Below are 22477 nucleotides of genomic sequence, written 5' to 3'. Positions count from 1 at the left end.
TAAAAAACAATAATTTTAACGAATCATTTAATTCCGGAAATTTATGAAAATCACCGTTATTGGCGCCGGTGCCGTAGGCGCAACCGCTGCAGACAATATCACAAGGAAAGAACTTGCAGAAGAAGTTATACTGCTGGATATCAAAGAAGGAGTTGCCGAAGGCAAGGCGCAGGATATTTCGCAAACCGCAGCCCTTTTAGGATTTGACACTAAAATCACGGGGGTAACAAATGATTATGAAAAAACTGCCGGATCAAGCGTTGCTGTTATTACTTCAGGTATACCGCGTAAACCGGGAATGACACGTGAGGAATTGATCGGAACAAATGCAAATATTGTTAAATCGGTTGCCGAGAATCTGCTAAAATATTCGCCTGAGGTGATTATTCTAGTGGTTTCTAACCCCATGGACACCATGACCTACCTTACCCTTAAAGCCACTGGCTTACCTAAAAACAGAATTATCGGTATGGGTGGCGCATTGGACTCTTCCCGATTTAAATATCAGATCAGTCAGCATACCGGAGCCTCTCCTTCCGATTTAAACGCCATTGTCATAGGCGGGCACGGTGATACTACGATGATTCCGTTGATAAAACACGCCACTTGGAACAGTATTCCAGTGACACAGTTTTTATCTGCACAGCAACAGGAACAAGTAGTAGCCGACACGATGGTAGGTGGAGCCACTTTAACGAAACTTATAGGCACCTCTGCTTGGTATGCGCCGGGTGCAGCTATCGCCGGGATGGTGGAAAGTATTGTCAGAAATCAGAAAAAACTATTCACGGCTTCTGTTTATTTAGAAGGCGAATATGGTGAGCAGGACATCACGTTGGGAGTTCCTGTTATTATCGGTAAAAACGGCGCCGAAAAAATAATTGCTCTTCAATTGGACGAAGAAGACAAGGCTAAATTCAGACAAAGTGCCGAAGCCGTGAGAAGCATGAATAACGTGCTTTCTGAGAGTAAAATCATCTAAAAAACTAATATCGTTAATGATTAAAATACCACTAGCATTATTAAATCTTCAAGATGACGGCTTCCACTTATTGGTGGAAGTCGTTGTTTTCGAACATAGCTTTAAAGCTGTATTGGACACGGGTGCGTCCAAAACTGTATTCGACAAAACAATCGTAGAGCGTCACATAGGTAATGAGCAACTTAAAAGCAGTGACCGCGTATCTACCGGTTTGGGTACGACTAATATGGAAAGCTTTACTTGGCAACTTCCTGATTTTCAAATCGGCACTTTCCACCTTAAAAATTTTGAAGTGGCCGTACTGGATCTGTCTTCTATTAATTTTGCCTACGAGAATCTTTCAGTCGAGCCTGTAATCGGCGTTATTGGCGGCGATATACTCACCCAATATCAAGGTATCATTGACTATGGAAAAATGACCCTGACACTTAGCATGAAGGAATAGAGTTTAATAATAGCACCTAACAACTAACAACCAATAACTAATAACTAACAACTAACAACTAATAACTAACAGCTAATAACTAACAGCTAATAACTAACAGCTAATAACAACAAAAAAAGGCGCGCTTCACAGCGAGCCTTTTCCCAATTTTAACCAAACCTAATTTACATGAATCAATTACTATTTAACTCTGATACAAATCTAAGGTATCCGCGTTAAGCCTATTTTAAAAAAGCATTATGCCTTTGTGAAAAAAACAAGGCTATCGGCTAGATTTTCTTCATTACATGACGAATTCATAACAATTGATTAATGCTATTATTAATTTAAACCGATAGCTTTATAAATACGAAGTATATGCTATGCGAAAAATTAAAGTAGCGTTTTTTGCGGAAATCTTGCATGAAGATAAAGATGGGGCATCCCGAACGATGTTTCAGCTTATTAAGAGGATTCCGTTCGATCGTTTTGAATTCATGTTTATTTATGGTGATGGCCCGGATCAGCTGTTAGACTTTCCTTCGCTTAAAGTTCCAACTATCACCATTCCTTCCAATAAGAATTATACGTTATCGATTCCTTCCTTAATAAAAAGAAGATTAATCCGTAAACTAGATACATTCGGTCCGGATATCGTACACATCGCTACCCCTTCTCTTTTGGGGCATTTCGCGGTCACTTACGCCAGCAAGCGGCATATCCCGGTCGTCAGCATTTATCACACCCACTTTATTTCATATATAGACTACTACTTGAAACATTTGCCTTTTCTTATCGGCCCGGTTAAGCGATATGTTTCGTCGAAGAAAAAATTATTTTATAATCAATGTGATTGCATTTATGTTCCAACAAAATCCATTAAACAGGAACTAATCAATTACGGCATTCAAGCATCGAAGATGTTGCTATGGGAAAGAGGAATTGACAATACATTGTTTAATCCGCTGAAAAAGGATCTGGCAAAGCTTGAAAAAATAACCGGGAACCAACAGCCTACACTCTTGTTTGTAAGCCGCTTGGTATGGGAAAAAAACCTAAAAATGCTCTTTAAAATTTATCGATTAATTAAAATACGAGGAATTGCATGTAATTTTTTAGTTGTAGGAGATGGATCCGCAAGAAAAGCATGCGAAAGCAATATGCCTGAAGCAATCTTTTTAGGCCATGTTGGTCACGACGAATTAGCAAGTCTTTATGCATCGAGTTCCATTTTTGTCTTCCCATCTGTTAGTGAAACTTATGGCAATGTTATTTTAGAAGCACAGGCCCCCGGCCTGCCTTGTGTCATTGCCAACGGTGGGGGTTCCAAAGATCTAATAGAAAATGGTGTTAATGGCTTTGCTTGCAATCCTAACAGTGAGGGAGAATTTGTAGACTGTATAGAAACGTTATTGAATAAAAAAACGATTCACCGGCAATTCAGCATGCTTGGCATACAAGAAAGCACAAAACGGAACTGGGAGCGGCTAGCGGACATTTACTTTAACGATATTGAGCAGTTGGGCAAAGTTCCCAGCATTTACAAACTAACCTCTTAGTACCGGAATGCTTCGATTTATTAAAATTATACTATTCTTATCTGTTGTTATTTCTTTAGGAATCTACATTGCTCATACAGACCTTACGCAGGTAACCCGGTCGTTAGCACATATCGGTTGGGGTTTTTGCTGGGTTTTGATCCTTACCTGCCTCGCGTATCTCCTAGGCACTCTGGCCTGGGCTTATTGCTTGGGAGACCAGCGAAAGAGAATCAACATTTATCAATTGTTTTGGATCAGACTTATTGGTGAAACGGTGAGCCTTTTTAATCCCAGTAGCATTATTGGGGGCGATTTTCTAAAGGCCGAATTGTTGAAACCCTATATGATCGAAAGAAAATCGGCTATTAGATCGGTTATCGTTTCACGCTTTCTGATGATCGCTTCGCAGCTTCTGTTGTCGGCACTAGCGGTAGCTATTCTACTTAAGCAGAGCAGCGACGATAGTTTTAATCGACAAGTAGCGTCTTTTTTCCCTTATTTTGTGATTGTTTTTTTAGTCATCAGTCTGCTTATTTTCTTAATATTTCGCCTTACTAAATCGTTGCATAAGAAACTTACAACCCGTTTTAGTCAACTCAAATTAAGTCTAACAACTACCCTATCCGAAACAAAGTTATACTATCACCAAGAGAAAAAGGCGCTATGGCTGTCGTTTCTCTTTTTCTCGCTCCATTGGTTTGTCGGTTCCCTTGAATTCCTGCTCATCTTGCATTCGCTGGATATCAATATTGACGTAATTGAAAGTTTAGCCATGGATATGGGCGTTATTTTTTTTAAATCAGCAGGCGCAATAATTCCGGGGCAAATCGGTATTGAAGAGTATGGCAATCAATTTATGTTAGAATTTATTGGTATAACGGGCAGCCTATGGCTTAGCGTCTCCGTTGTCCGGCGGGCTCGACAACTCGTTTGGTTACTTTTTGGCGGTATCAGTTATGTTGTATATCATAGAAAGGCCCCGCAACTGCAAGCAGTATAATTATTCATGGAAGTTCTATTTGTAAGTCATAAATATCCCCCTACTACCGGCGGTATGGAAAAGCAAAGCTATGAACTGGTAGTGGGTATGAGAAAATGGTGTACGGTGCACGAGTTAATATACAAAGGCATCGGTAGCCGGCTGAGCTTTTTTCTAGCACTCGGAAAAAACATAAGACATCTTATCAATCAGCATCCCAATATTAAACTTATCCATTTTAATGATGCATTGATTGCCTCCTATTATTTATTGTGCTGTCGATTCAATCCGCACATTAAACACACGGTTACCATACATGGTTTAGACGTCGTCTTTCCGAGTTTTTTATATAGGAAATTTATTCTCCCAAAACTGAATCGCTTTGATCTTATCGTGGCAGTAAGCAAAGCTACGGCCCAAGCCGCACAAAGCGTGGGGATCGCTACGGGAAAGCTACGAGTCATTTCAAACGGTGTCGATGAAAAAATACCTAAACATAAATTCTCATTAAATTTCCATGACGATTTCCAAGCAAGGTACCGTTTGGATATTCGTGGAAAACAATTATTGGTAGCCATGGGCAGGCCCGTTAAGAGAAAGGGATTTTCTTGGTTTGTCGAACGCGTAATGCCTCATTTGCAACATGATTATTTATTGCTCTTTATAGGGCCGTTTCATTGGAAAGCAACCAAACAAGAACGCTTCTTTAAATTCCTTCCACCCTTTTTCCGAAACAAACTTGCGTTATTTCTAGGTGCGGCCACCGATGAGCCGAAATTGCGTCAGTTATTAAGCAAGCCTGAAATAAGAAAAAGAGCCAAACACTTGGGACGATTGCCGTTCGATGAAATTCTGAACATCCTGTATCATGCAAGTGCCTTTATTATGCCCAATATCGAAGTAGAGGGTGATATGGAGGGCTTTGGCCTGGTTTGTTTGGAAGCTGCCTTATGTGGAACAACTGTTTTTGCCTCCCACACAGGAGGTATTTCGGACGCTGTAAAACACGGGAAGAACGGTTATCTGTTACCATCAGAACAAGCAGAAGAATGGATTACGACACTAAACGAGTTTATGAAGAAACCTAGCGACGAGGAGAAAAAGACAGCGTCGGTTAATTATACAAAAAGACACTTCGGTTGGAAGAAAATGGTCAAAGCTTATTATGAGGCATTTTTGGGGTTAGTTGAGTAGTTAAGTCGCCGAGTTGTTAAGTAGTTAAGTTGTTGAGTAGTTGAACAGGAAAATAGTTGACATAGAACGGAAAGTCGTGATACTTATGTCCTGATACTTACCTGCCTGCCGGTAGGCTGGTGTCTTGATACTTGATACCTGCTAGAACATAAAGACAGGAAGAAAACTCACACCCACAACCCACAACCAATAACCCACAACCAACAACCAATAACCAACAACTAATAACCAATAACTAATAACCAACAACTAATAACTACGTTGCTGCCAACTAAACGATAAACTCACGGGGCAATGGTCCGAGAGCGGTATTCCTTCTTTATTATTGAATTTCTCGTTCTCGAAACGGTAGGCATTTGGAGTCAGCAACAGATCAGCACTGCTTCGAAAGAGTATCTTATCGATAGACTCACAGTCGTCAGTCAACTTCAAAATATCCTCTTTCACAAATTTTTTGAAAGCGGGGAAGCTATCCTTAGCCTTGAGCGTTACCCATGCATCTTTCAAACCATTTTGGGCAAGCAGATCGCGAATATTGTCATGTTCATAGCAGAAGTGCGCATTTAAATCACCCATAACGATGACCGCTCGATCGCCTGAGTGCTCTTTAATATAATTGGACAGTTGAATCATATTCTTCCGTCTCGCGGCAGCAGCGGCCGGATCATCCGCCGCATTTGCGTGTACATTATAAAAATCGATAAATACGCCCTTCCCTACTTCAATCTTACTAAACGTAAAACCCTTAGGTGTCAAACAGTCCGCCCCTGTGCAATTATTCCAAGGAATGCGGTGTATTTCCGTAATACGATATTTTGAGAGTGTATTCAAACCATCACCAAAAGGTACGCCTCCTTTCGTTTTGGTTTTATAAGGATGCTCATTACCACTATAGTACAAGAAGCTATTATAGTTAAAGTCTTCCTGCACATGAACAATATCATAATCATTCAATCGACGCCCAATTTCTGCAATACTTGACGAACGCTCGGTAACAGCGCTGCAAATAAGCTGTGGCAAACCCGCTATATTATAAGTTATGACGGAAAATTCACCCTCATAATTGATGGGCAATTCTTCAGGAGGATGGGTATTGAAGCTAATAAACGAATGACTTTGTGTAGGAACACGACAAACTTGAAAATATCGCTTCACAACCAAAAACAAAAGACAGGTAATAAAGAAGAAGTTCATCCACTTTCTGCTTAGTTTACGACGAAGAATAAGTTCCATAAAAGTAAGGCTTTCCTGGCATAAAACTAGCATGGAGAGTTAAACAGAACGTCGTTTAAATGTTAAAGGAATGTTATTTTTTTTAGGCTATAGGCAGTACGCTATATTCCCGCAGTGAACAAGGGAACCTGGTAGTTGGGAATAGGCCTTACGTCCTCATTTAAGTCCTACCCCATTCACTGTTAACTACTCCCTACTCACCTCCTTCCAGTGAACAAGGGAACCTGGTAGTTGGGAACATACCTTACGTCCTCATTTAAGTCTTATTCACTATTAACTACTCCCTTCTCACTACTCACCTCCTTCCAGTGAACAAGGGAACCTGGTAGTTGGGAACATGCCTTATGTCCTCATTTAAGTCCTATTCACTATTAACTACTCCCTTCTCACTACTCACCTCCTTCCAGTGAACAAGGGACCCTGTTAGTTGGGAATAGGCCCTACGTCCTCATTTAACTCCTACTCCATTCACTATTAACTACTCACTACTTCCTATTCATCTCCTTCCAGTGAACAAGGGAATCTGGTAGTTGGGAACATACCTTACGTCCTAATTTAAGTCCTATTAACTACTCTCTATTCACCTCCCCCAGTGAACAAGGGAACCTGTTAGTTGGGAACATACCTTACGTCCTCATTTAAGTCCTATTCATTACTAACTACTCCCTATTCCCTCCAGTTTCAATCCCATCCCAAATGACATTAAAACAAACCTAACTAGTATTGATGTAAAGTCAACCGGGATCGTCATAAAGACAACCATATTTAATACAAATTTGATCACCTTTATTATAAAGCCGATCAACATAAATGTAACGGCAATTAGCTTTGCTTTAAAGAAGTACGGAATTACCTCAATTCCAATTGACTTTAACGTAATCCCAATTGTCTTTATAGTAAAGTCAACGGTTTTTACTATAAACCCATATGACTTTATTATAGATGGAAACGTCCTTCATATAAGGTCGATCAACTTTGCTACAAAGTCGTACAGCAATGAAATAAACCCAAAAGGATTCATCATAAACCCAACCGACTTTGAAGTAAAGACGACCGGAATTAAGGCAAAGTTGTACGGAAACAAGATAAAGGCAAACAACTTTAAATTAAATCTGAATGTGTTTATTATAAAGCCAATAGTGTTTGCTATAAGGACGAACCTCTTTGAAGTGAGGTTTTAGTTAAACCTAACAGTCATCCTATATCAAACATCCAAGTATAGATAACAAAAAAGCGGCTATCCTGTTAGATAGCCGCTTTAAAGCATTTATGTTAACAATAGACTAGTTGGCAGTTAAATGCGACTCAGCCCAAGTTGACCAATTAGGACGAGCAGCACCGTTACCAGCGCCCGTAGCGTTAGGATCTTCTTCGTACGTTCCAGCAGTACCTTTATTTGGTACGTTATCAAAACGAACTTGTTTCACTTTATTAGCTTGAAAATGAGCTAAAGATTCTGCACCACTTGCAACAACGCCTTCTCCAGCGATAAAATCTTTTAGATAAACATTGGTGATTGAGCCTAATGTACCACGACGCAACATCATTCCCGCTTCCGAAGTTACAGAGGTGCTATTACGACCTATTAATGTTAAATTTGTTAACGTCGGACTTGAAACAGGAGCTAAAGTTGGATTATCCTGGTTGCTGTCCGCTTCAATGCCACGGCTATCTGAAGAATAAGTTGTAGCTGCAGATTGATCAGCATACAAGTTCGTCACTCTACCATTCCAGCCTTCAGCCCAGTCAAAGGAATCATCTTGCGACCCGATCACTGTCAAATTTTCAGCATTTACCGAACCTCCAAACCATTCTACACCGTCATCGGAAACTTGATTGATAAATATATTGTTTACAGTAGTCCCGTTACCAACAGCGTATAACGTAAGCGCATTGAATTCAGATTCGTCATTAATTTTATTGCCTGAATACTCAATAATGATGTGTGATAAGACACCTGAATTATCAGTATTATTATTACCGCCATATATCAAACCAGCCACTTCTGCTTGTGCATTTGCACCTTTATTAGTGCCAGCATTTCCGCAAATAACAATGCCACCCCATTGCCCAGCAGCAGGTGTAGCAGCGCCTGAAGTAAATACTATTGGATTTTCCGCTGTTCCGGCAGCATTGATCATAGCACCTCGTTCAACAGCTAAAAAAGCTACATTTGTTACATTCTCTGAATATTCCGCTTCAATACGCACACCTGGTTCAATTGTTAAGGTTGCTCCTGACTTAACATAGACCGGACCACGCAAAGTATATGTTCTCCCCGCGGTTACACGAGCGTTTCTATCGATATTTCCACTAATAATACCATCCTCAAAAGTAATTTCTCCACCATCAGGGCCTGGATTATTATCATCATCGCTGCTACAGCTTGCAAACATAGTTGCGATAACCATCATGCTTAAGAATAATTTTTTCATAATTGTCATTTTGAATGAATAACTCTGTTGTTTTCTGTTTTTATTTTTGTCTAAAAAATCTTGTATTTAATACCTAAACTAAAGTCCAATCCTCTCCTGTAGTTATATACCTCTACACTTTGATCGGTATTTTCCTGTTCCATACGCACTTCATTATTTAATAAGTTATTAATTTTCAATCCTACCTCCCATCTTTCATTTATTGCAGTGTTTGAAATAAAATTCAAAGTAGGGTAGCCTTTTTCTACTATGTTCCCTCTACCGAAAGCTCCCAATGAAAAAATTCGATCATAGAAGTAATTTCCTACGACAGCAACAGTTGGCCTGATTTTTCCAGTATTTAACTTATAAGTCAAGTCTGCATTCACCAACAAAGGCGAGGCTCCTTGTAGGCGATCATGATCACCATTAAAATTAACACTCATTGTGTAGTCGGTCTCTTCCGCAACTTTCTCGGGATCCAACTCTTGGCGACTATACATATAAGTTACGTTCATCCCTCCCGAAAAACCGCCAGCAATGTTCTTTCTCATCTCTACTTCGGCACCAAATACGTAAGCATAATCTCCAGCATTTAGAAATGAAAACAAGTTCGATGCCGCTGACGTGATTAATGTTTGGCTAATCGGATCTTTGATATATTTACCAAAGATTCCTGCCGAAAATAATTCATCAGAACTTGGAAACTGCTCCCATTTGATATCTAAATTATAATTGTCTGCGGGCTTTAACGCTCCGTTTCCGAAGGTCAAAGATGTCACATCTTCGTATTGAAAAGGGGCTTTTTCTAAGAATTGAGGAAGCGTATAAGATTTACTAGCTGCTACTCGTAAGTTTTGATTTTCCGACAAAGCATATTTAAGAGTAGCTTCAGGTAATATAAAAATTTTATCAATGTCCGCTTGATCAAAATCTACTATGGGTTGCAGAATATTTACGTCCCATGTCATTTTTTGTAAGACCTTGTCTGCTCTTAACCCCAATGTATAGGTAAGTTTTTTGTTTGGACTATGCTCAAAAAGGGCGAAGCCACCATGTATATTTAAATTAGCGTCGTATGTTTGGGGAACCAAACTTAAAACTCTTGCGGTTTCAAAGCGAAACGTTGGACCTGTACCAGTAGCAGTTGTAAAGTTATCTGCATTCAAAAATGCATCTAGATTGTTAGGATCAGCTGCTATGCCGGACTGTTGGATGCGAGCGTTAATTTGAGTAGCTTCGAAATCCCGTTTTTTATACCGTCCGGTGTAACCCACACTTAGTTTTCCGTCGTATTCCCCTGCTTCATTTTCAAACAGCTTATAATTAAAAGCAAATCTCCCTGCGACTTCTTTCTCATTAATATATTGAAAATACCTATTCTGATTATTTACCTGAGAATTGTTGAACTCAAAACCTCCACTGTTACTAGTTGATAAGGTACTAGTAATCCGATCAGGCATATCAGCATTGACGATACCATAAGATGCTCCCCAGTCTAAAGATAAACGTTCTTTTAATTGATGTTCTCCGAGCAACTGATTCAAGAATAATTGGTTTTGCTGGGTCAATGTTTGTCGTGTAAATTGTATTGGTTCATCTAATGGAGCCACATCATAATCATTCACAGCACTAGAAGAGCCATTAATGAATATGCTATTCCACCTTAATCGGTTTTTTGAATTAACTCGATAATCTAGGTTGAACATACCAGTGGTATTCGTCTCGTAAACATTCTTCTCTATGTTGAAGTAATCGGCATTGACGATATCAACCCTTGAACCCATTACTTTCTCAGAACCTTCTCTAAACTGATAATTGTTTTTATGAGAGACAGTTGCAAAAACATTTAATCTCCCTTCTTGGCCTATCTGAAAACTTTTTCCCCCTTGAATAGAAAAGTCATAATTAAAAGGCTTATCAACAGTATTAGGCGACCATTTACTCCCGAAAGTATATTGTTGCAGCGTAGTAGGTGGCTTGATATTATAGAAACCAAAGCGCTTCCAGTTATCTGCTCTTTTAAAATCAGACCGAAAAGCATTTGTGTTTAAACCACCACCAATTTCTACGCTTAATGTAGGATTACCAACGTGTTCTTTCGAAAGAATGTTAACAGTAGCACCTCCAACATCACCATAGTCCTCTGCAGTATATGTTTTACTAATGCCAATTGATTGAATAACATCCGTTCCAAATAAATCTAACGAGATGTTCTTACTTGTTGGCTCATTCGATGGCAACGGCAAACCATTTAACAAGGTATTATTATAACGATCTCCTAAACCACGAACAAATACACCCGTTGTCCCTTCTTGTTTCGCAATACCAGTTACTTTCGTAATAGCAACGGCTGCATTACTGATACCTTTTCGGCTCATTTCCTGTGAGCCAATGCTTTGCGTAATCACAGCCGAGTTCATCTGCTTTCTTAACAAAGCCGATTCAGTATCCTTTCTTACTTCACCAACAATCACTACATCATCGAGCATCTGTGCATCGGAGGCCATGGCGACATTAAGATTAATGTTGTTTCCTGCTTTTACAGTGACTGTATCCCGTAAAGTTTGGTAACCTACATAACTAAACACGAGGATATGAGTTCCAGGATTAAGTTCTAATTTGAATTTTCCGTCGATATCTGTATTGGCACCCAACTTGGTACCTTGCACGGCGACGGACACCGCGGGCATGGTTTCATTATTTAATGAAGCATCTACCACAACACCACTAACGATTCCCTTTTGTTGAGCAAAAGTAATTGAACCGCTAAATAATAGAGTTAAAAAGATTAGGGTCTTGACTTTCATGTAACTTGTAATATTCCGCTACAAAGGACGCAAGAACAGGTAAACAGAATGTTAAGTTCGTATTATTCTTATATATATCTATTGTTAATATAGTGTTAAGACTAAACAAGGATTGAATTGTTAGACATACCTTGTCATTGGAATATTAAGCATAAAATCAGCATTTTATATAACGCTTAACACTTTCATAACCTCTTTATAATATTGCTTTCGCAATTCGAGACTATAAAAATAACTTAAATAAAATCTTCATGATTTCGGAACTCGTAAATGGATCATTTCGTGTTCGTTCATAAAAAACACCCCCTCGAAGTGATGTTATAAATCATCAACAGTTCAAAAAAGATAACGGAGACAGCTACCTACTTGTATTTAAATGTAAGACTAAGCACATATACACTGCCTGAAGCTGCGCTGCTTAGCATGCCAAAGTCTAAAAGGCATAACCAACTTCAGGTTAAATTCGTGCCAAATTCGAGATTTCATCAGATATTTACCAGATCCTATCAGCTTTTTATCAGATAAACCTGACTAAAATCTGGTAAAACCTGAACAGCACCTAATAAACTTACGAATTTGGTACGGAGTTAAGGGGTAATTGAATGGAATAAAAAGGGATTACCACGTGGATTCGATGAATCATCAGGCATAAGACAGAACGTCGTAGATACTATTTAAGCACCTCTCGAAGATAAGATCCCTGAAAAGCTATCTAGTTACTCCCTCGCCCCTCCCCATCCTCTCCCCAGCGAGCTAACTTGAGCGGGGCTGAAGGCGCACTTAATGGAGTGTTTCCCCAAGGATCTCGCCACGAGTCCCCATTGAGCTCCGACCAAGGTGAATCGAACCACCGAAGCCATCTCCAAAAGAGGTACAAGCGAGGGGCCCAAACTGCTTTACACGATCTTTGTTCATGCTTGATCGCATCTATAGCTTAGTTCGATAGGAGTCCGATAGGTATTGCTTAAAAAGCCGTGTTTTGGGCCTTTTTACGTACCATATAAGGATATCACTGGGATATAGGGCGAATGGGACACGGATGGAGCACGGCTCAAGGTCGGATCTAAGCGCTTGCAACAACCGCGTCCCAAATCAATTCCGTAGAAGCATACTAAAATAGATAAATGGCTAAACCAGGTACATATAATGCTTAAATTATGGAGACAATGCAGAACCTGATTGCTTTTCTTTTTTGTTTTTTAGTGATTTATAATAATTCATTGTCGATATTGCTGCCAACATCACAAGTATGCCTACAATCTGCACGAACCCTAGTTGTTCATTCAGGACGATGCTTGCACAAAGGACGGCAACGGGAAGCTCGATCGTCATTAGTATGGAGCTGATGCCTGCCCCGATCTTTGGAATAGCGGCTGCAAAAAGCGCTGTAGGAATGGTCGTTCCGATGATGGCAAGAAAAACTGCCATCATTGCAAATTCATAGCTGAAATAGCTTCCCGCCAAAATGGTTTTTACATTGATGATGAAAATAGTCAATGCAGAACCCGCCATGATTACCATGCTTTTAGGCAACCAACCCACCGTGTGGCCAACCCTACTATTCGCAACGATATAGATGGCATAGGTCAACGATGAACAAAGTGCCAAGGTAATACCGATCCACGAGAGGGATTGGACATCTTCTCCGAAAAGGTTTGCGGCCATAACCGTGCCGATAAGAATGAAAACAACCGTCAGCAATTCCGACTTATTTGGTTTTTTACCGAACACAGCCCAATCCAGTAATAAACTGAACCATGTAAACTGCATAAGAATTACGATAGCAAGTGATGCGGAAATATAGCTTACGGACTGATAGTATAAATAATTGGTGAGACCAATCGCTCCGCCTGTTGCTAAAAGAGATATAAATTCATTCCGTGTGAGGCGTACTTTTCCCTTACGGGAAAGGAATTGGGCTGTCCCGAGAAATACTGCTGCCAAGAATGCTTGTGAAAAGGATAGTTCAGCGGCATGGTACCCGCGTGAATAGAATAACTTTACGAACGAGGACATCGTACCATACATGATGCCTCCCATTAAGACCATTATGATGTATTTTAAATTTGCCATTTCAAGATTGTTAGAAAATAATTACGTTAATACCTGCTTAGAGGCCAAACAACCTTGAATGGTCACATGAAAATGTAGACAATATCCCCTCACTGAAAAAGTGAGAACATGAAAATGATAAATCCGGTTATTTAGCCTTTAGGCTACCGGAGGGGGCGTATTTGAGGAAAATTGTTTATTCATAAGAATATATGATAATTAAGGCGAATATAATAAATTCTTGATGTATTTAAAATCAGTGGAAATGTTTGTAATAATAAACGAAATCCCCGCCTTGCTGTGACACGGTAGCTTCAAAAAAAATTTTACGTTGATTTGTAAATAAAAAAGCCACTGCGGTGTGCAATGGCTCCATTCTATACGGTATAACTTACAACGTATAGCTTAAACTTATCCTACTCTAAGTCTTTCACTAATTTGCGGAAGTTTTCAGCACTAGCCGCGATATCTGCAGAATTGGCTAACCAATTGTATTCGTATTCCGCTGAAAGCATCCCTTTAAACTTTTGGTTTTTTAATTCTTGCATCACCCCTTTTATGTTACCAACGCCGGTACCCCAGTGTACATCATGTGCATTTCTCGATTTTTCGTTCAAATCTTTAAAATGTAAATGGTTGATATGTCCCTTATACTTTTGTAGACATTCTATGGGATCTAAACCGGAACGTACCCAGTGGCCAATATCGGCACAAGCGCCTACATATTTACTGTTTGCCAGTTGGATAGCATTTAACACAATTTCGGGGCTCCAGTAGTGGGTTGGATTCGGATGGTTGTGAATGGATACTTTGATTTTAAACTCAGTAGCCAACTTTCCGATTAAAGGAAGATCTTCTTGCTTAGGCTCAGTATTGATGTTTTTAATACCCATGGCTTTGGCAAACTCAAAAAGTTGACGCCAAGCTTCCGGCGAATCGGCGCTTACAACACCGAAAGCAACCAAGGTAATTCCTTTGTCTTTCAACAATTGCAAAACCTGCGCTCTTTTTTCTTTGCTCATGGCGAAATCCATTTTACCTTCTATCCCACCACCAATAGTTTGACCTGGATAAGCTTCAATATACTTCAATTTACAGCTATCTACTTTAGCAATTGCCTCGGCGAAAGTAAATCGGTTAAAACTATAGGCCTGGGCGCCTAATTTCCAACCTAATTTTTCTTCCGGCCTATCTTGCGCTTTTAAAACGCTTGTTGTAAAAACGATTGCTACGATAGCAATCAGGCTACTCCATACATGTTTTTTATAGTTCATCTTGATTTTATTTGGTTTGTGGGTTTATTCTATCTATGGCTATCGTAGGTAAAGCTTCGGACTTGCGTTCTTAACACCTGCAGTTCATCAGATGATAGTTTCGGCCGGTTTTTCAAAATGCTTAAACCTTGATCTAACTGCTCTTCTGTACGAAAGCCTGTTACGGCCGAAGCTACTGCCCGATTTTCGAGTACATAGGCTAATGCCACAGCAGTATCCGATGTATCCAACTTTCCGGCTAGTTTATGAATGGCTTTAGCGGCTTTGAGTACCTCACTCGAACTGAATTGCAAATAATCTCCTTCTTTCTTTCCAAGCAATCTTCCTTGAGCCAAAGCTCCTCTACTGATTACACTAATATGGTGATCAGCTAACAACTTCAGTATCTCCTCTTCCGGACGATGATCCAACAGACTGTATTGCATCATCACCGACACAATACTAGATCGCTTAATATATTCGCGAATGACATTTGGTCGAATCGATGAAATTCCATACCACCTAATTTTACCCTGTTGCTTCAATAGTTCGAAGGCCTCAATCGTCTCATCTATTGGATCTTCTATGGTACCGCCATGAAGCTGGTACAGATCGATATAGTCCGTCTGCAAACGTCGAAGGCTTTGCTCTACCGCTTTGAGAATGTACTCTTTCGAAGGATTCCACTCCCAGCCATTTCCATCTGGTCGCCATTGATTTCCAACTTTTGTGGCAAGAACAATCTCTTTTCTGACCGATTTCAGCGCTTCGCCAACATAGGTTTCGTTCATCCCTTTATCGTAGAGATCGGCCGTATCGAAAAAGTTAATGCCATTGTCAAAAGCTTTACGTAATAAGTGACTTGCATGCGATTGGTTTTCTCCTAAGGACATACAGCCAAAGCTGATTTCGCTAACTTTTAAATCGGATTTTCCAAGCACATTCATGAATACTAGCCTCCTATTTTAAGCAGCTCAACATCAAATACCAAAACGCTAAATGGAGGAATATCGTTTCCGGCACCGCGCTCTCCATATCCTAATTGATAGGGTATATAGAAGCGATAGTGCGCCCCAACAGGCATTAACTGCAAGCCTTCCTGCCATCCCTGAATAACGCGATTTAATTGAAATGAAATCGGTTCGCCCCGATCGTAAGAGCTATCAAATACTTTTCCACTTAAAAGTGCACCCTTATAGTTTACGGTAACGGAATCTGTCGCCAATGGTTTCGGTCCGACAGCGTCCCGAATAATTTCATATTGCAAACCACTCGTTGTAGTATGAACCCCTGCTTTCGTTTTGTTTTGTGCTAAGAAGGAATCACCCGCAGCTGTTTGCTCTTTCTTTAAATCTTCTGCTGCCGCTGTTAACACGTCGCTGATAGCCTTATATTCATCTTCTTCTTTTATACGGATAGGACTCTCTGAAAAATAGTCCTCGATAGCCTGTGCTACTAATTTTCCGTTTAGATTTTTCAATCCTCTCTTCTTTAAATCTCTTGCCATACTTAAACCAAAGGCATAAGAAGCTGAGTCGATTTTACTTTCGAACATGGGTGTAACTTTATTTTGCTTGGGTATTATTTTTTGTTTCGTTTTTTGCTGCGCGAATGTAGGAAGTGCCGACACAGCTACAAGACCCGCGATAATTAATGGTTTGATCATGATAGGCAAACATAAAAAAATTAGTTGAGTGGGGAAATAGTTAGTAGGAAAATAGTTAAGGGAGTAGTTTTAAGTTGCGAGTTGTGGGTTGCGTGTTTTCTTCCCCTCCTATGTCTTAGGAGGTATCAAGTATCAACACTTCCTGTCTTACATCCTATGTCTATATTAAGCTATAGGCATGAACTATTCTACTCTACGCAAAAATTCATCATTCATTATTCATCATTCAACATTCATCACTTAAGACCCTACTTAACAAATCAACGACTTAACCACTCTCCATACCATTTCCCGCTTTCTTTAACGATACGTTTTTGCGTTTCAAAGTCGACATGCACCAGACCGAAGCGCGGATGGTATCCTTCCGCCCATTCAAAATTATCGGTAAAGGTCCATACAAAATAGCCACGCACATCCACTCCCTCCTCTTTAGCGCGCAAGACCTGCTGAATGTGATCTTGTAAATATTTTGTCCGCTCCGCATCATAAACACGATCACCGATCACTTCGTCTTTAAATGCAGCCCCATTTTCGGTTATGATAATAGGCGGCATATTGGGATAGCTCTGAAATCTTTTGAGTGCCTCATAGATAGATGATGGATAAATCTCCCAATCCATCGCCGTCGTGTGTTTTATCCCCCTTTTGCGAGGTTCAACAATGTTAGCCCACACATAAGGCATCAGCATTGAAAATTGGATAACCTCTCGGGTATAAGTTTGAAGTCCAATAAAATCGAAATTAAAAGCAATATTATCTTCATCGCCGGGGAGGATGTATTTCTTTAAATTTTTAAGCGCTTTGACAGCGTCGATGGGATATCCCATCCCTAAGATAGGTTCTAAAAAAAGGCGATTCATAATTGCATCTGCCCTTCTAAGTGCATGGATATGTCTCGTCTTAAGGGATATGGGCTCGAGCACCGAATGTGAAAAAGTAGTGCCTACCATTGCCGTAGGATAACGCTCTTTTATAATTTTGGCCCCTCGGGCCATGCTAAGGGTAGCATGGTGCACCGCCGGCAAAAAATAACGGAGACCCCACCGTCCCGGCGCGTGCTTTCCGAAAAAATAGCCCGCACCAACGAAGGCAACCGGCTCGTTCATAACCATCCAATGCTTTACACGATCGCCAAAAGAATCAACACATAAACGGACATAGGTCTCAAACCATTCTAAAATGGAACGGTTGGTCCAGCCACCTTTGTTTTCCAGTGCTTGCGGAAGATCCCAATGATATAAGGTTACCCAAGGTGTAATTCCATGTTGGATACACGTATCAATGACCCGGTTATAAAAGTTGATACCCTCGCGATTAATTTCTCCCACACCTTCCGGCAGTATACGTGTCCAAGCAATGGAAAAGCGAAAATGCGGGATATTCAGCTGTTTCATTAGTAAAATATCGTCTTCATACCGATTGTAAAAATCGCACGCAACTTGCGCATGATGCCCGTTTCTGATTTTTCCTTTCTTTTTACTAAAAACATCCCATATGGATGGGCCTTTCCCGTCAGCATTATGCCCCCCTTCTATCTGATAAGCGGCCGTAGATACGCCCCAGATAAACTCTTCACCAAATAAACTGCGATTCATATATGGAGATGCGTGGCTAAAATCTTATCTACAATCTCTTGTGTATTGTCAGGGTAACTAACTTTTACCCCCTGATCGGTATTTATCCAGCGCTCAATAGCTTCATCATTCTTTGATTTGAGATTTTTGATAACCGGTACGCCCATTTGCATTAACGCCGCCGCATTTAAATGTTGCTCATATTGATTTTTCATCGGAACAACCATTAACTTCTTACCCAAAAAAAGCGCTTCAGCAGGTGTCTCAAAGCCCGCCCCGCATAAAATACCATGGCAAGAGGCCATACTTTCCACAAATTTCTGATTATTAATAGGCTGAACGTTCACATTCTTGAGTGAAAAGGGCACTCGATTATGCTTAGAGAACACGTCCCATTGAACTTGATCAAAGCGTAGCAGGCTTTTTAATAGACGTGCGTCATCATAGGCCGGTAGGTACACCGTATAGTGCCCCTTATCACTGATTTCCTGCTCCCGGATTTGCCTTCTGATAACCGGTGTAAATATAGAGGGACTGTAAGGCTGAAAATGGAAGCCGTAACTTACATCTACGGGGGCATAATGCTTTAAAATAAACTTACCCATCATGTCCACTTCTTCAGGCTTTGGCGATTTGGAATCCAAAACAGCTGATTGATGGCTCATGCCGATGCAAGGGTGTTCACGTAGATGACAGGCCCAAGCCGTTACAGGTTCAAAATCGTTGATCACGAGATCATAATCCTCAACAGGCGTTTCATTTACCTCTTTTACGATATCTCGAACTTTATTACTCATAAAAGTTCGCCAAAGGTCAACACCGCCTGCTTTTCCAAAGATAAAGCTAAGCCCGTGCTTACGATATTTGACCTCAAAAGGCAAATCTAAATCGGCTTGGATACCGCTCACAAGAATATCTACCTCTGCCCGTTTTTTTAAACAAGGGATCACATCCATCGCCCGGCTTAAATGTCCGTTACCTGTTCCCTGTACAGCATACAATATCTTCATTTGATAATGATAAGTACTATACTTAATCTTTTGGTTAGGTTAAAGTTAATTATTTGTAACCAAAATTGTTTGTTGTTGGTTACTGGTTATTGGTTGTTAGGATTGAAGACCTAACAGCTAATACCTAAGACCTTAATACGGTATTCCTAGCCTTTTGAAAATAAAATGCCATAACCAAACCGGACCGATTAAAAGAAACTTGATATCTGTCAAAAACGATGGTTTCTTACCTTCAATTTTGTGACCTATAAATTGTCCGATCCATGCTATAACAAAAATGATCAGGCATATCAACCAAGGTGCAGGCCCTCCTGCTTTTTCCCAATACTCCAGTTGTACGATAATATAGCTGAAAACCCCAAAGCTAAAAAGCATCGCATAAGATAACGTAGGAGCTAAACGGAGATAGTAGTAAACCACCAGTGCCATTGCGATGGTAAACCAGTTAATAAAGCCATTATAGCGCCCTAAGAATTCAAGATGTGGAAAAGGAATGAACCAGATAAGCCCGGAAATACTAAAGGTTATAAGTGGAACACAGATCCAATGAATCAGTTTGTTGCTTGAACGTTGGTGGTGTTCAGCATATTGCTCAAAATAAAGATCAATAGGGCGTTTCTTTGTCTGTATTTGCTTCGCCGACTTAAGCTGTTTTGACATAAGAGTAAGAATTTAGAGGATGCCTAAAAGCTTTCCCGATGTTCATTCGACCGTGTACTCATATCTCAACTTATTTCGATTGCCTACCAGCGATGAGCAAGCAATCGAAAAAATGTCAAGAAAAGGCCTTTTTAAACAACCTCCTTGTATTATTTATTTTGCAAAGGCCACTGATCGGGTTTCGCGGATAACCGTAACCTTAATCTGCCCGGGATATGTCATTTCGGTTTGTATACGATTGGATATATCTGCCGCTAATATTTCTGCCTGGGCATCAGTAACTTTTTCACTTTCTACCACCACACGCAATTCCCTACCGGCTTGTATCGCAAACGTTTTTTCCACGCCTGGATAAGAAAGTGCTAGCTCTTCCAACTCTTTTAAACGCTTGATATAACTTTCAACAACTTCTCTCCGTGCTCCCGGTCTCGCACCGGAAATAGCATCGCAAGCTTGCACAATTGGAGAAATAAGTGAAGTCATTTCGATTTCGTCATGGTGAGCTCCAATGGCATTACAAACTTCCGGATGTTCTTTGTATTTCTCAGCCAATTGCATACCCAAAATCGCATGAGGTAATTCCGGGTTATCATCAGGTACTTTGCCAATATCATGCAATAAGCCGGCACGTTTTGCCAGTTTTACGTTTAACCCTAATTCAGCTGCCATGGTTGCACAAAAATTAGCCACTTCGCGCGAGTGCTGCAACAAGTTTTGCCCATAAGAGGAACGATAACGCATTCTGCCAACCATCCGGATCAACTCCGGATGTAAACCATGAATGCCTAAATCAATAACGGTACGTTCGCCAATCTCTACAATTTCGTCTTCTATCTGCTTTTTGGTTTTCGCTACAACTTCTTCAATGCGGGCGGGGTGAATACGTCCATCTGTAACCAATCGGTGCAAAGCAAGCCGCGCAATCTCTCTTCTTACCGGATCAAACCCGGACAAGATAATCGCCTCAGGTGTGTCGTCAACGATGATCTCTACGCCAGTAGCTGCTTCCAATGCACGGATATTACGTCCTTCACGACCGATAACGCGTCCTTTGATTTCATCATTTTCTATGTTAAAGATGGAAACCGTATTTTCGATAGCGCTTTCGGTAGCCGTACGCTGTATAGTTTGAATGACCACCTTTTTTGCTTCTTTACTGGCGGTGAGGTTGGCCTCATCTACAATGTCTTTTATCTGGATCATTGCTTTCGACCGTGCCTCTTCTCTTAGGTTATTTACCAGTTGTTCTTTCGCTTCTTCCGCCGATAAACCCGCAATTGTTTCTAACTGCTTAATGTGCTGCATTTTCAAATGCTCCACCTCATCCTGTTTTTTGTTGTTCAGCTCAATCTGACGTTCCAGATTTTTCTTAACGTTATCAAGCTCTTGCTTTTCCCGATTAACTTGCTCTAATTTGGAATTAAGTGATTGTTCTTTTTGGCGAAGCGAGTTCTCCTTTTGATTGATCGCATTATTTTTTTGGTTAACCTCCCGTTCATGTTCGGCCTTTAAATGAAGAAACTTTTCTTTTGCTTCCAATAAACGATTTTTCTTCAGCATCTCCGCCTCTTGTTCAGCCTCTTTTAAGATACGTTTAACCTTATTCTGTGCTGCAATTTCTTGCTTCTTAAGTAAGCTACGGAGTAAAAAGCGTCCGATCAATACGCCAATAGCCAAACCTAATAACACATAAATTACTATTTCCATGTTGTTTATATATATATTTAGTTGATAATAGAACCGGGGGATCATACTATCCCCGTTTCTAGAACCGTTGATTGCTTAATCATCGTGCAAAACCAACACCTTTCCCATAAGGTCAGGAAGGTTTACGCAAAAAAAAACCGCAGTTAAAAATAGGTTCCAATTATTTTAAACTTCTATATACAGGTTTAGCGTACTAACTATCTCCAGGTGGCGAAAGCAAAATGGAGTATGTCTATTTACGCTTCTTTATATTGAAGTGTTAAGTTTAAAAATAGTGAAACCCGAATTAACTGCGGTTAAATCTTATAGCTCTATATTTCAAAAGAACGAATCAATCTTTAAAAAACTCCGATAGCAATTGATCTAATTGGTAAACTTTATCGGATACGCTTGTATCCTCTTCTCTCACCTTTTTTTCTGCCTTTAAGGCTGCTGTAGCATAATGCAATACAGCCATCGAAAGCAGATCTTGCTTATCTCTTACCGCATAATTCTCCTGTAGATCTTTTATACGGTCGTTAATTAATTTCGCTGCATGACGGATAATCTCTTCTTCTTCCATCTCTATCCGTAAAGGATATATCCTGTCTGCAATATTTATTTTTATGGAAATATCTCCCATAGAATGAGCTTGATTCACTATATAATTTGGGTTACTCTATTTTAGTAACTCAATACATTTATCTATTTCTCGCACAAAATCGTTAATTTTTTGCTTGATGTCAAGTGTTTTTTCATTAATGGCTTCCTTTTCTACCGGTGCACCTTCCAAAGAACGGGCAACAGTTAGCGCCTTCAGTTTCTCCTCCAGATCCTTATTTTTATCTTTGGACGCTTCAAATGCTACTTTAATGGATTGATTCTCCAATTTAAGCATGTCGTTTTCTTCTTGTAAAGATAAACATAATTCAATCAGTTTTGCTGTTTTCTCTACGACATTATCTAATTGCGCTGAAACCGTTGACATCTCTATTTAGC

General features: G+C 40.1%; 19 protein-coding genes. 5 read left to right on the top strand and 14 right to left on the bottom strand.

Features of this window, described 5'->3' with window-relative positions; translation table 11 throughout:
* Positions 1-43 precede the first annotated feature (43 nt).
* From mdh to E0E36_RS09890, 5 genes are all read left to right on the top strand, one after another.
* Positions 44-982, top strand: a complete 939-nt coding sequence (gene mdh / locus E0E36_RS09910) for a malate dehydrogenase (protein ID WP_130855809.1) — start codon at positions 44-46, stop codon at positions 980-982.
* 16 nt (positions 983-998) lie between these two features.
* Positions 999-1427, top strand: a complete 429-nt coding sequence (locus tag E0E36_RS09905) for a retropepsin-like aspartic protease (RefSeq protein WP_130855808.1) — start codon at positions 999-1001, stop codon at positions 1425-1427.
* A 362-nt stretch (positions 1428-1789) separates the two neighbouring features.
* Positions 1790-2965 (top strand): glycosyltransferase family 4 protein, encoded by a 1176-nt coding sequence (locus E0E36_RS09900; protein ID WP_130855807.1) that lies wholly within the window; start codon positions 1790-1792, stop codon positions 2963-2965.
* A 7-nt stretch (positions 2966-2972) separates the two neighbouring features.
* Positions 2973-3947 (top strand): flippase-like domain-containing protein, encoded by a 975-nt coding sequence (locus tag E0E36_RS09895; RefSeq protein WP_130855806.1) that lies wholly within the window; start codon positions 2973-2975, stop codon positions 3945-3947.
* 6 nt (positions 3948-3953) lie between these two features.
* The gene (locus tag E0E36_RS09890; RefSeq protein WP_130855805.1) at positions 3954-5120 is read left to right on the top strand and encodes a glycosyltransferase family 4 protein; all 1167 of its coding nucleotides are present in this window, start codon (positions 3954-3956) and stop codon (positions 5118-5120) included.
* A 249-nt stretch (positions 5121-5369) separates the two neighbouring features.
* Here the strand turns inward: E0E36_RS09890 and E0E36_RS09885 are convergent, their stop codons facing one another.
* From E0E36_RS09885 to E0E36_RS09825, 14 genes are all read right to left on the bottom strand, one after another.
* Positions 5370-6353 (bottom strand): endonuclease/exonuclease/phosphatase family protein, encoded by a 984-nt coding sequence (locus E0E36_RS09885; RefSeq protein WP_242627173.1) that lies wholly within the window; start codon positions 6351-6353, stop codon positions 5370-5372.
* 1283 nt (positions 6354-7636) lie between these two features.
* Positions 7637-8788 (bottom strand): hypothetical protein, encoded by a 1152-nt coding sequence (locus tag E0E36_RS09880; RefSeq protein WP_130855803.1) that lies wholly within the window; start codon positions 8786-8788, stop codon positions 7637-7639.
* 50 nt (positions 8789-8838) lie between these two features.
* Positions 8839-11577, bottom strand: a complete 2739-nt coding sequence (locus tag E0E36_RS09875) for a TonB-dependent receptor (RefSeq protein ID WP_130855802.1) — start codon at positions 11575-11577, stop codon at positions 8839-8841.
* Positions 11578-12357: 780 nt separating this feature from the next.
* On the bottom strand, positions 12358-12492 hold the full coding sequence (locus E0E36_RS28165) for a hypothetical protein (RefSeq protein WP_278045553.1): 135 nt from the start codon (positions 12490-12492) through the stop codon (positions 12358-12360).
* A 240-nt stretch (positions 12493-12732) separates the two neighbouring features.
* Complete coding sequence (locus tag E0E36_RS09870; RefSeq protein ID WP_130855801.1) at positions 12733-13650, bottom strand: EamA family transporter; 918 nt, start codon at positions 13648-13650, stop codon at positions 12733-12735.
* A gap of 395 nt (positions 13651-14045) precedes the next feature.
* Positions 14046-14903 carry a sugar phosphate isomerase/epimerase family protein gene (locus E0E36_RS09865; protein WP_130855800.1) on the bottom strand — a complete coding sequence of 286 codons (858 nt, stop codon included), beginning with the start codon at positions 14901-14903 and terminating at the stop codon, positions 14046-14048.
* A gap of 29 nt (positions 14904-14932) precedes the next feature.
* Positions 14933-15829, bottom strand: a complete 897-nt coding sequence (locus E0E36_RS09860) for an aldo/keto reductase (RefSeq protein WP_130855799.1) — start codon at positions 15827-15829, stop codon at positions 14933-14935.
* Positions 15830-15834: 5 nt separating this feature from the next.
* Positions 15835-16548: a BamJ family beta-barrel-assembly machinery protein gene (bamJ, locus tag E0E36_RS09855; protein WP_242627172.1), complete on the bottom strand. Its 714-nt coding sequence runs from the start codon at positions 16546-16548 to the stop codon at positions 15835-15837.
* 260 nt (positions 16549-16808) lie between these two features.
* On the bottom strand, positions 16809-18143 hold the full coding sequence (locus E0E36_RS09850; RefSeq protein ID WP_130855798.1) for a GH1 family beta-glucosidase: 1335 nt from the start codon (positions 18141-18143) through the stop codon (positions 16809-16811).
* On the bottom strand, positions 18140-19132 hold the full coding sequence (locus E0E36_RS09845) for a glycosyltransferase family protein (RefSeq protein WP_130855797.1): 993 nt from the start codon (positions 19130-19132) through the stop codon (positions 18140-18142). Before E0E36_RS09845 ends, E0E36_RS09850 begins: the two co-directional genes overlap by 4 nt.
* A gap of 132 nt (positions 19133-19264) precedes the next feature.
* Positions 19265-19792: an Mpo1 family 2-hydroxy fatty acid dioxygenase gene (locus tag E0E36_RS09840; protein ID WP_130855796.1), complete on the bottom strand. Its 528-nt coding sequence runs from the start codon at positions 19790-19792 to the stop codon at positions 19265-19267.
* Positions 19793-19945: 153 nt separating this feature from the next.
* Positions 19946-21499, bottom strand: a complete 1554-nt coding sequence (rny, locus tag E0E36_RS09835; protein WP_130855795.1) for a ribonuclease Y — start codon at positions 21497-21499, stop codon at positions 19946-19948.
* Positions 21500-21830: 331 nt separating this feature from the next.
* Positions 21831-22121, bottom strand: a complete 291-nt coding sequence (locus E0E36_RS09830; protein ID WP_041387595.1) for a cell division protein ZapA — start codon at positions 22119-22121, stop codon at positions 21831-21833.
* A gap of 36 nt (positions 22122-22157) precedes the next feature.
* On the bottom strand, positions 22158-22466 hold the full coding sequence (locus E0E36_RS09825) for a hypothetical protein (RefSeq protein WP_130855794.1): 309 nt from the start codon (positions 22464-22466) through the stop codon (positions 22158-22160).
* Positions 22467-22477 lie beyond the last annotated feature (11 nt).

Origin of the sequence: Olivibacter jilunii, from assembly GCF_900607235.1 — a bacterium.
GTDB lineage: Bacteria > Bacteroidota > Bacteroidia > Sphingobacteriales > Sphingobacteriaceae > Olivibacter > Olivibacter oleidegradans.
Note: the sequence above shows the minus strand (reverse complement) of the source record. Positions and strands in the feature narration are given on the sequence as shown.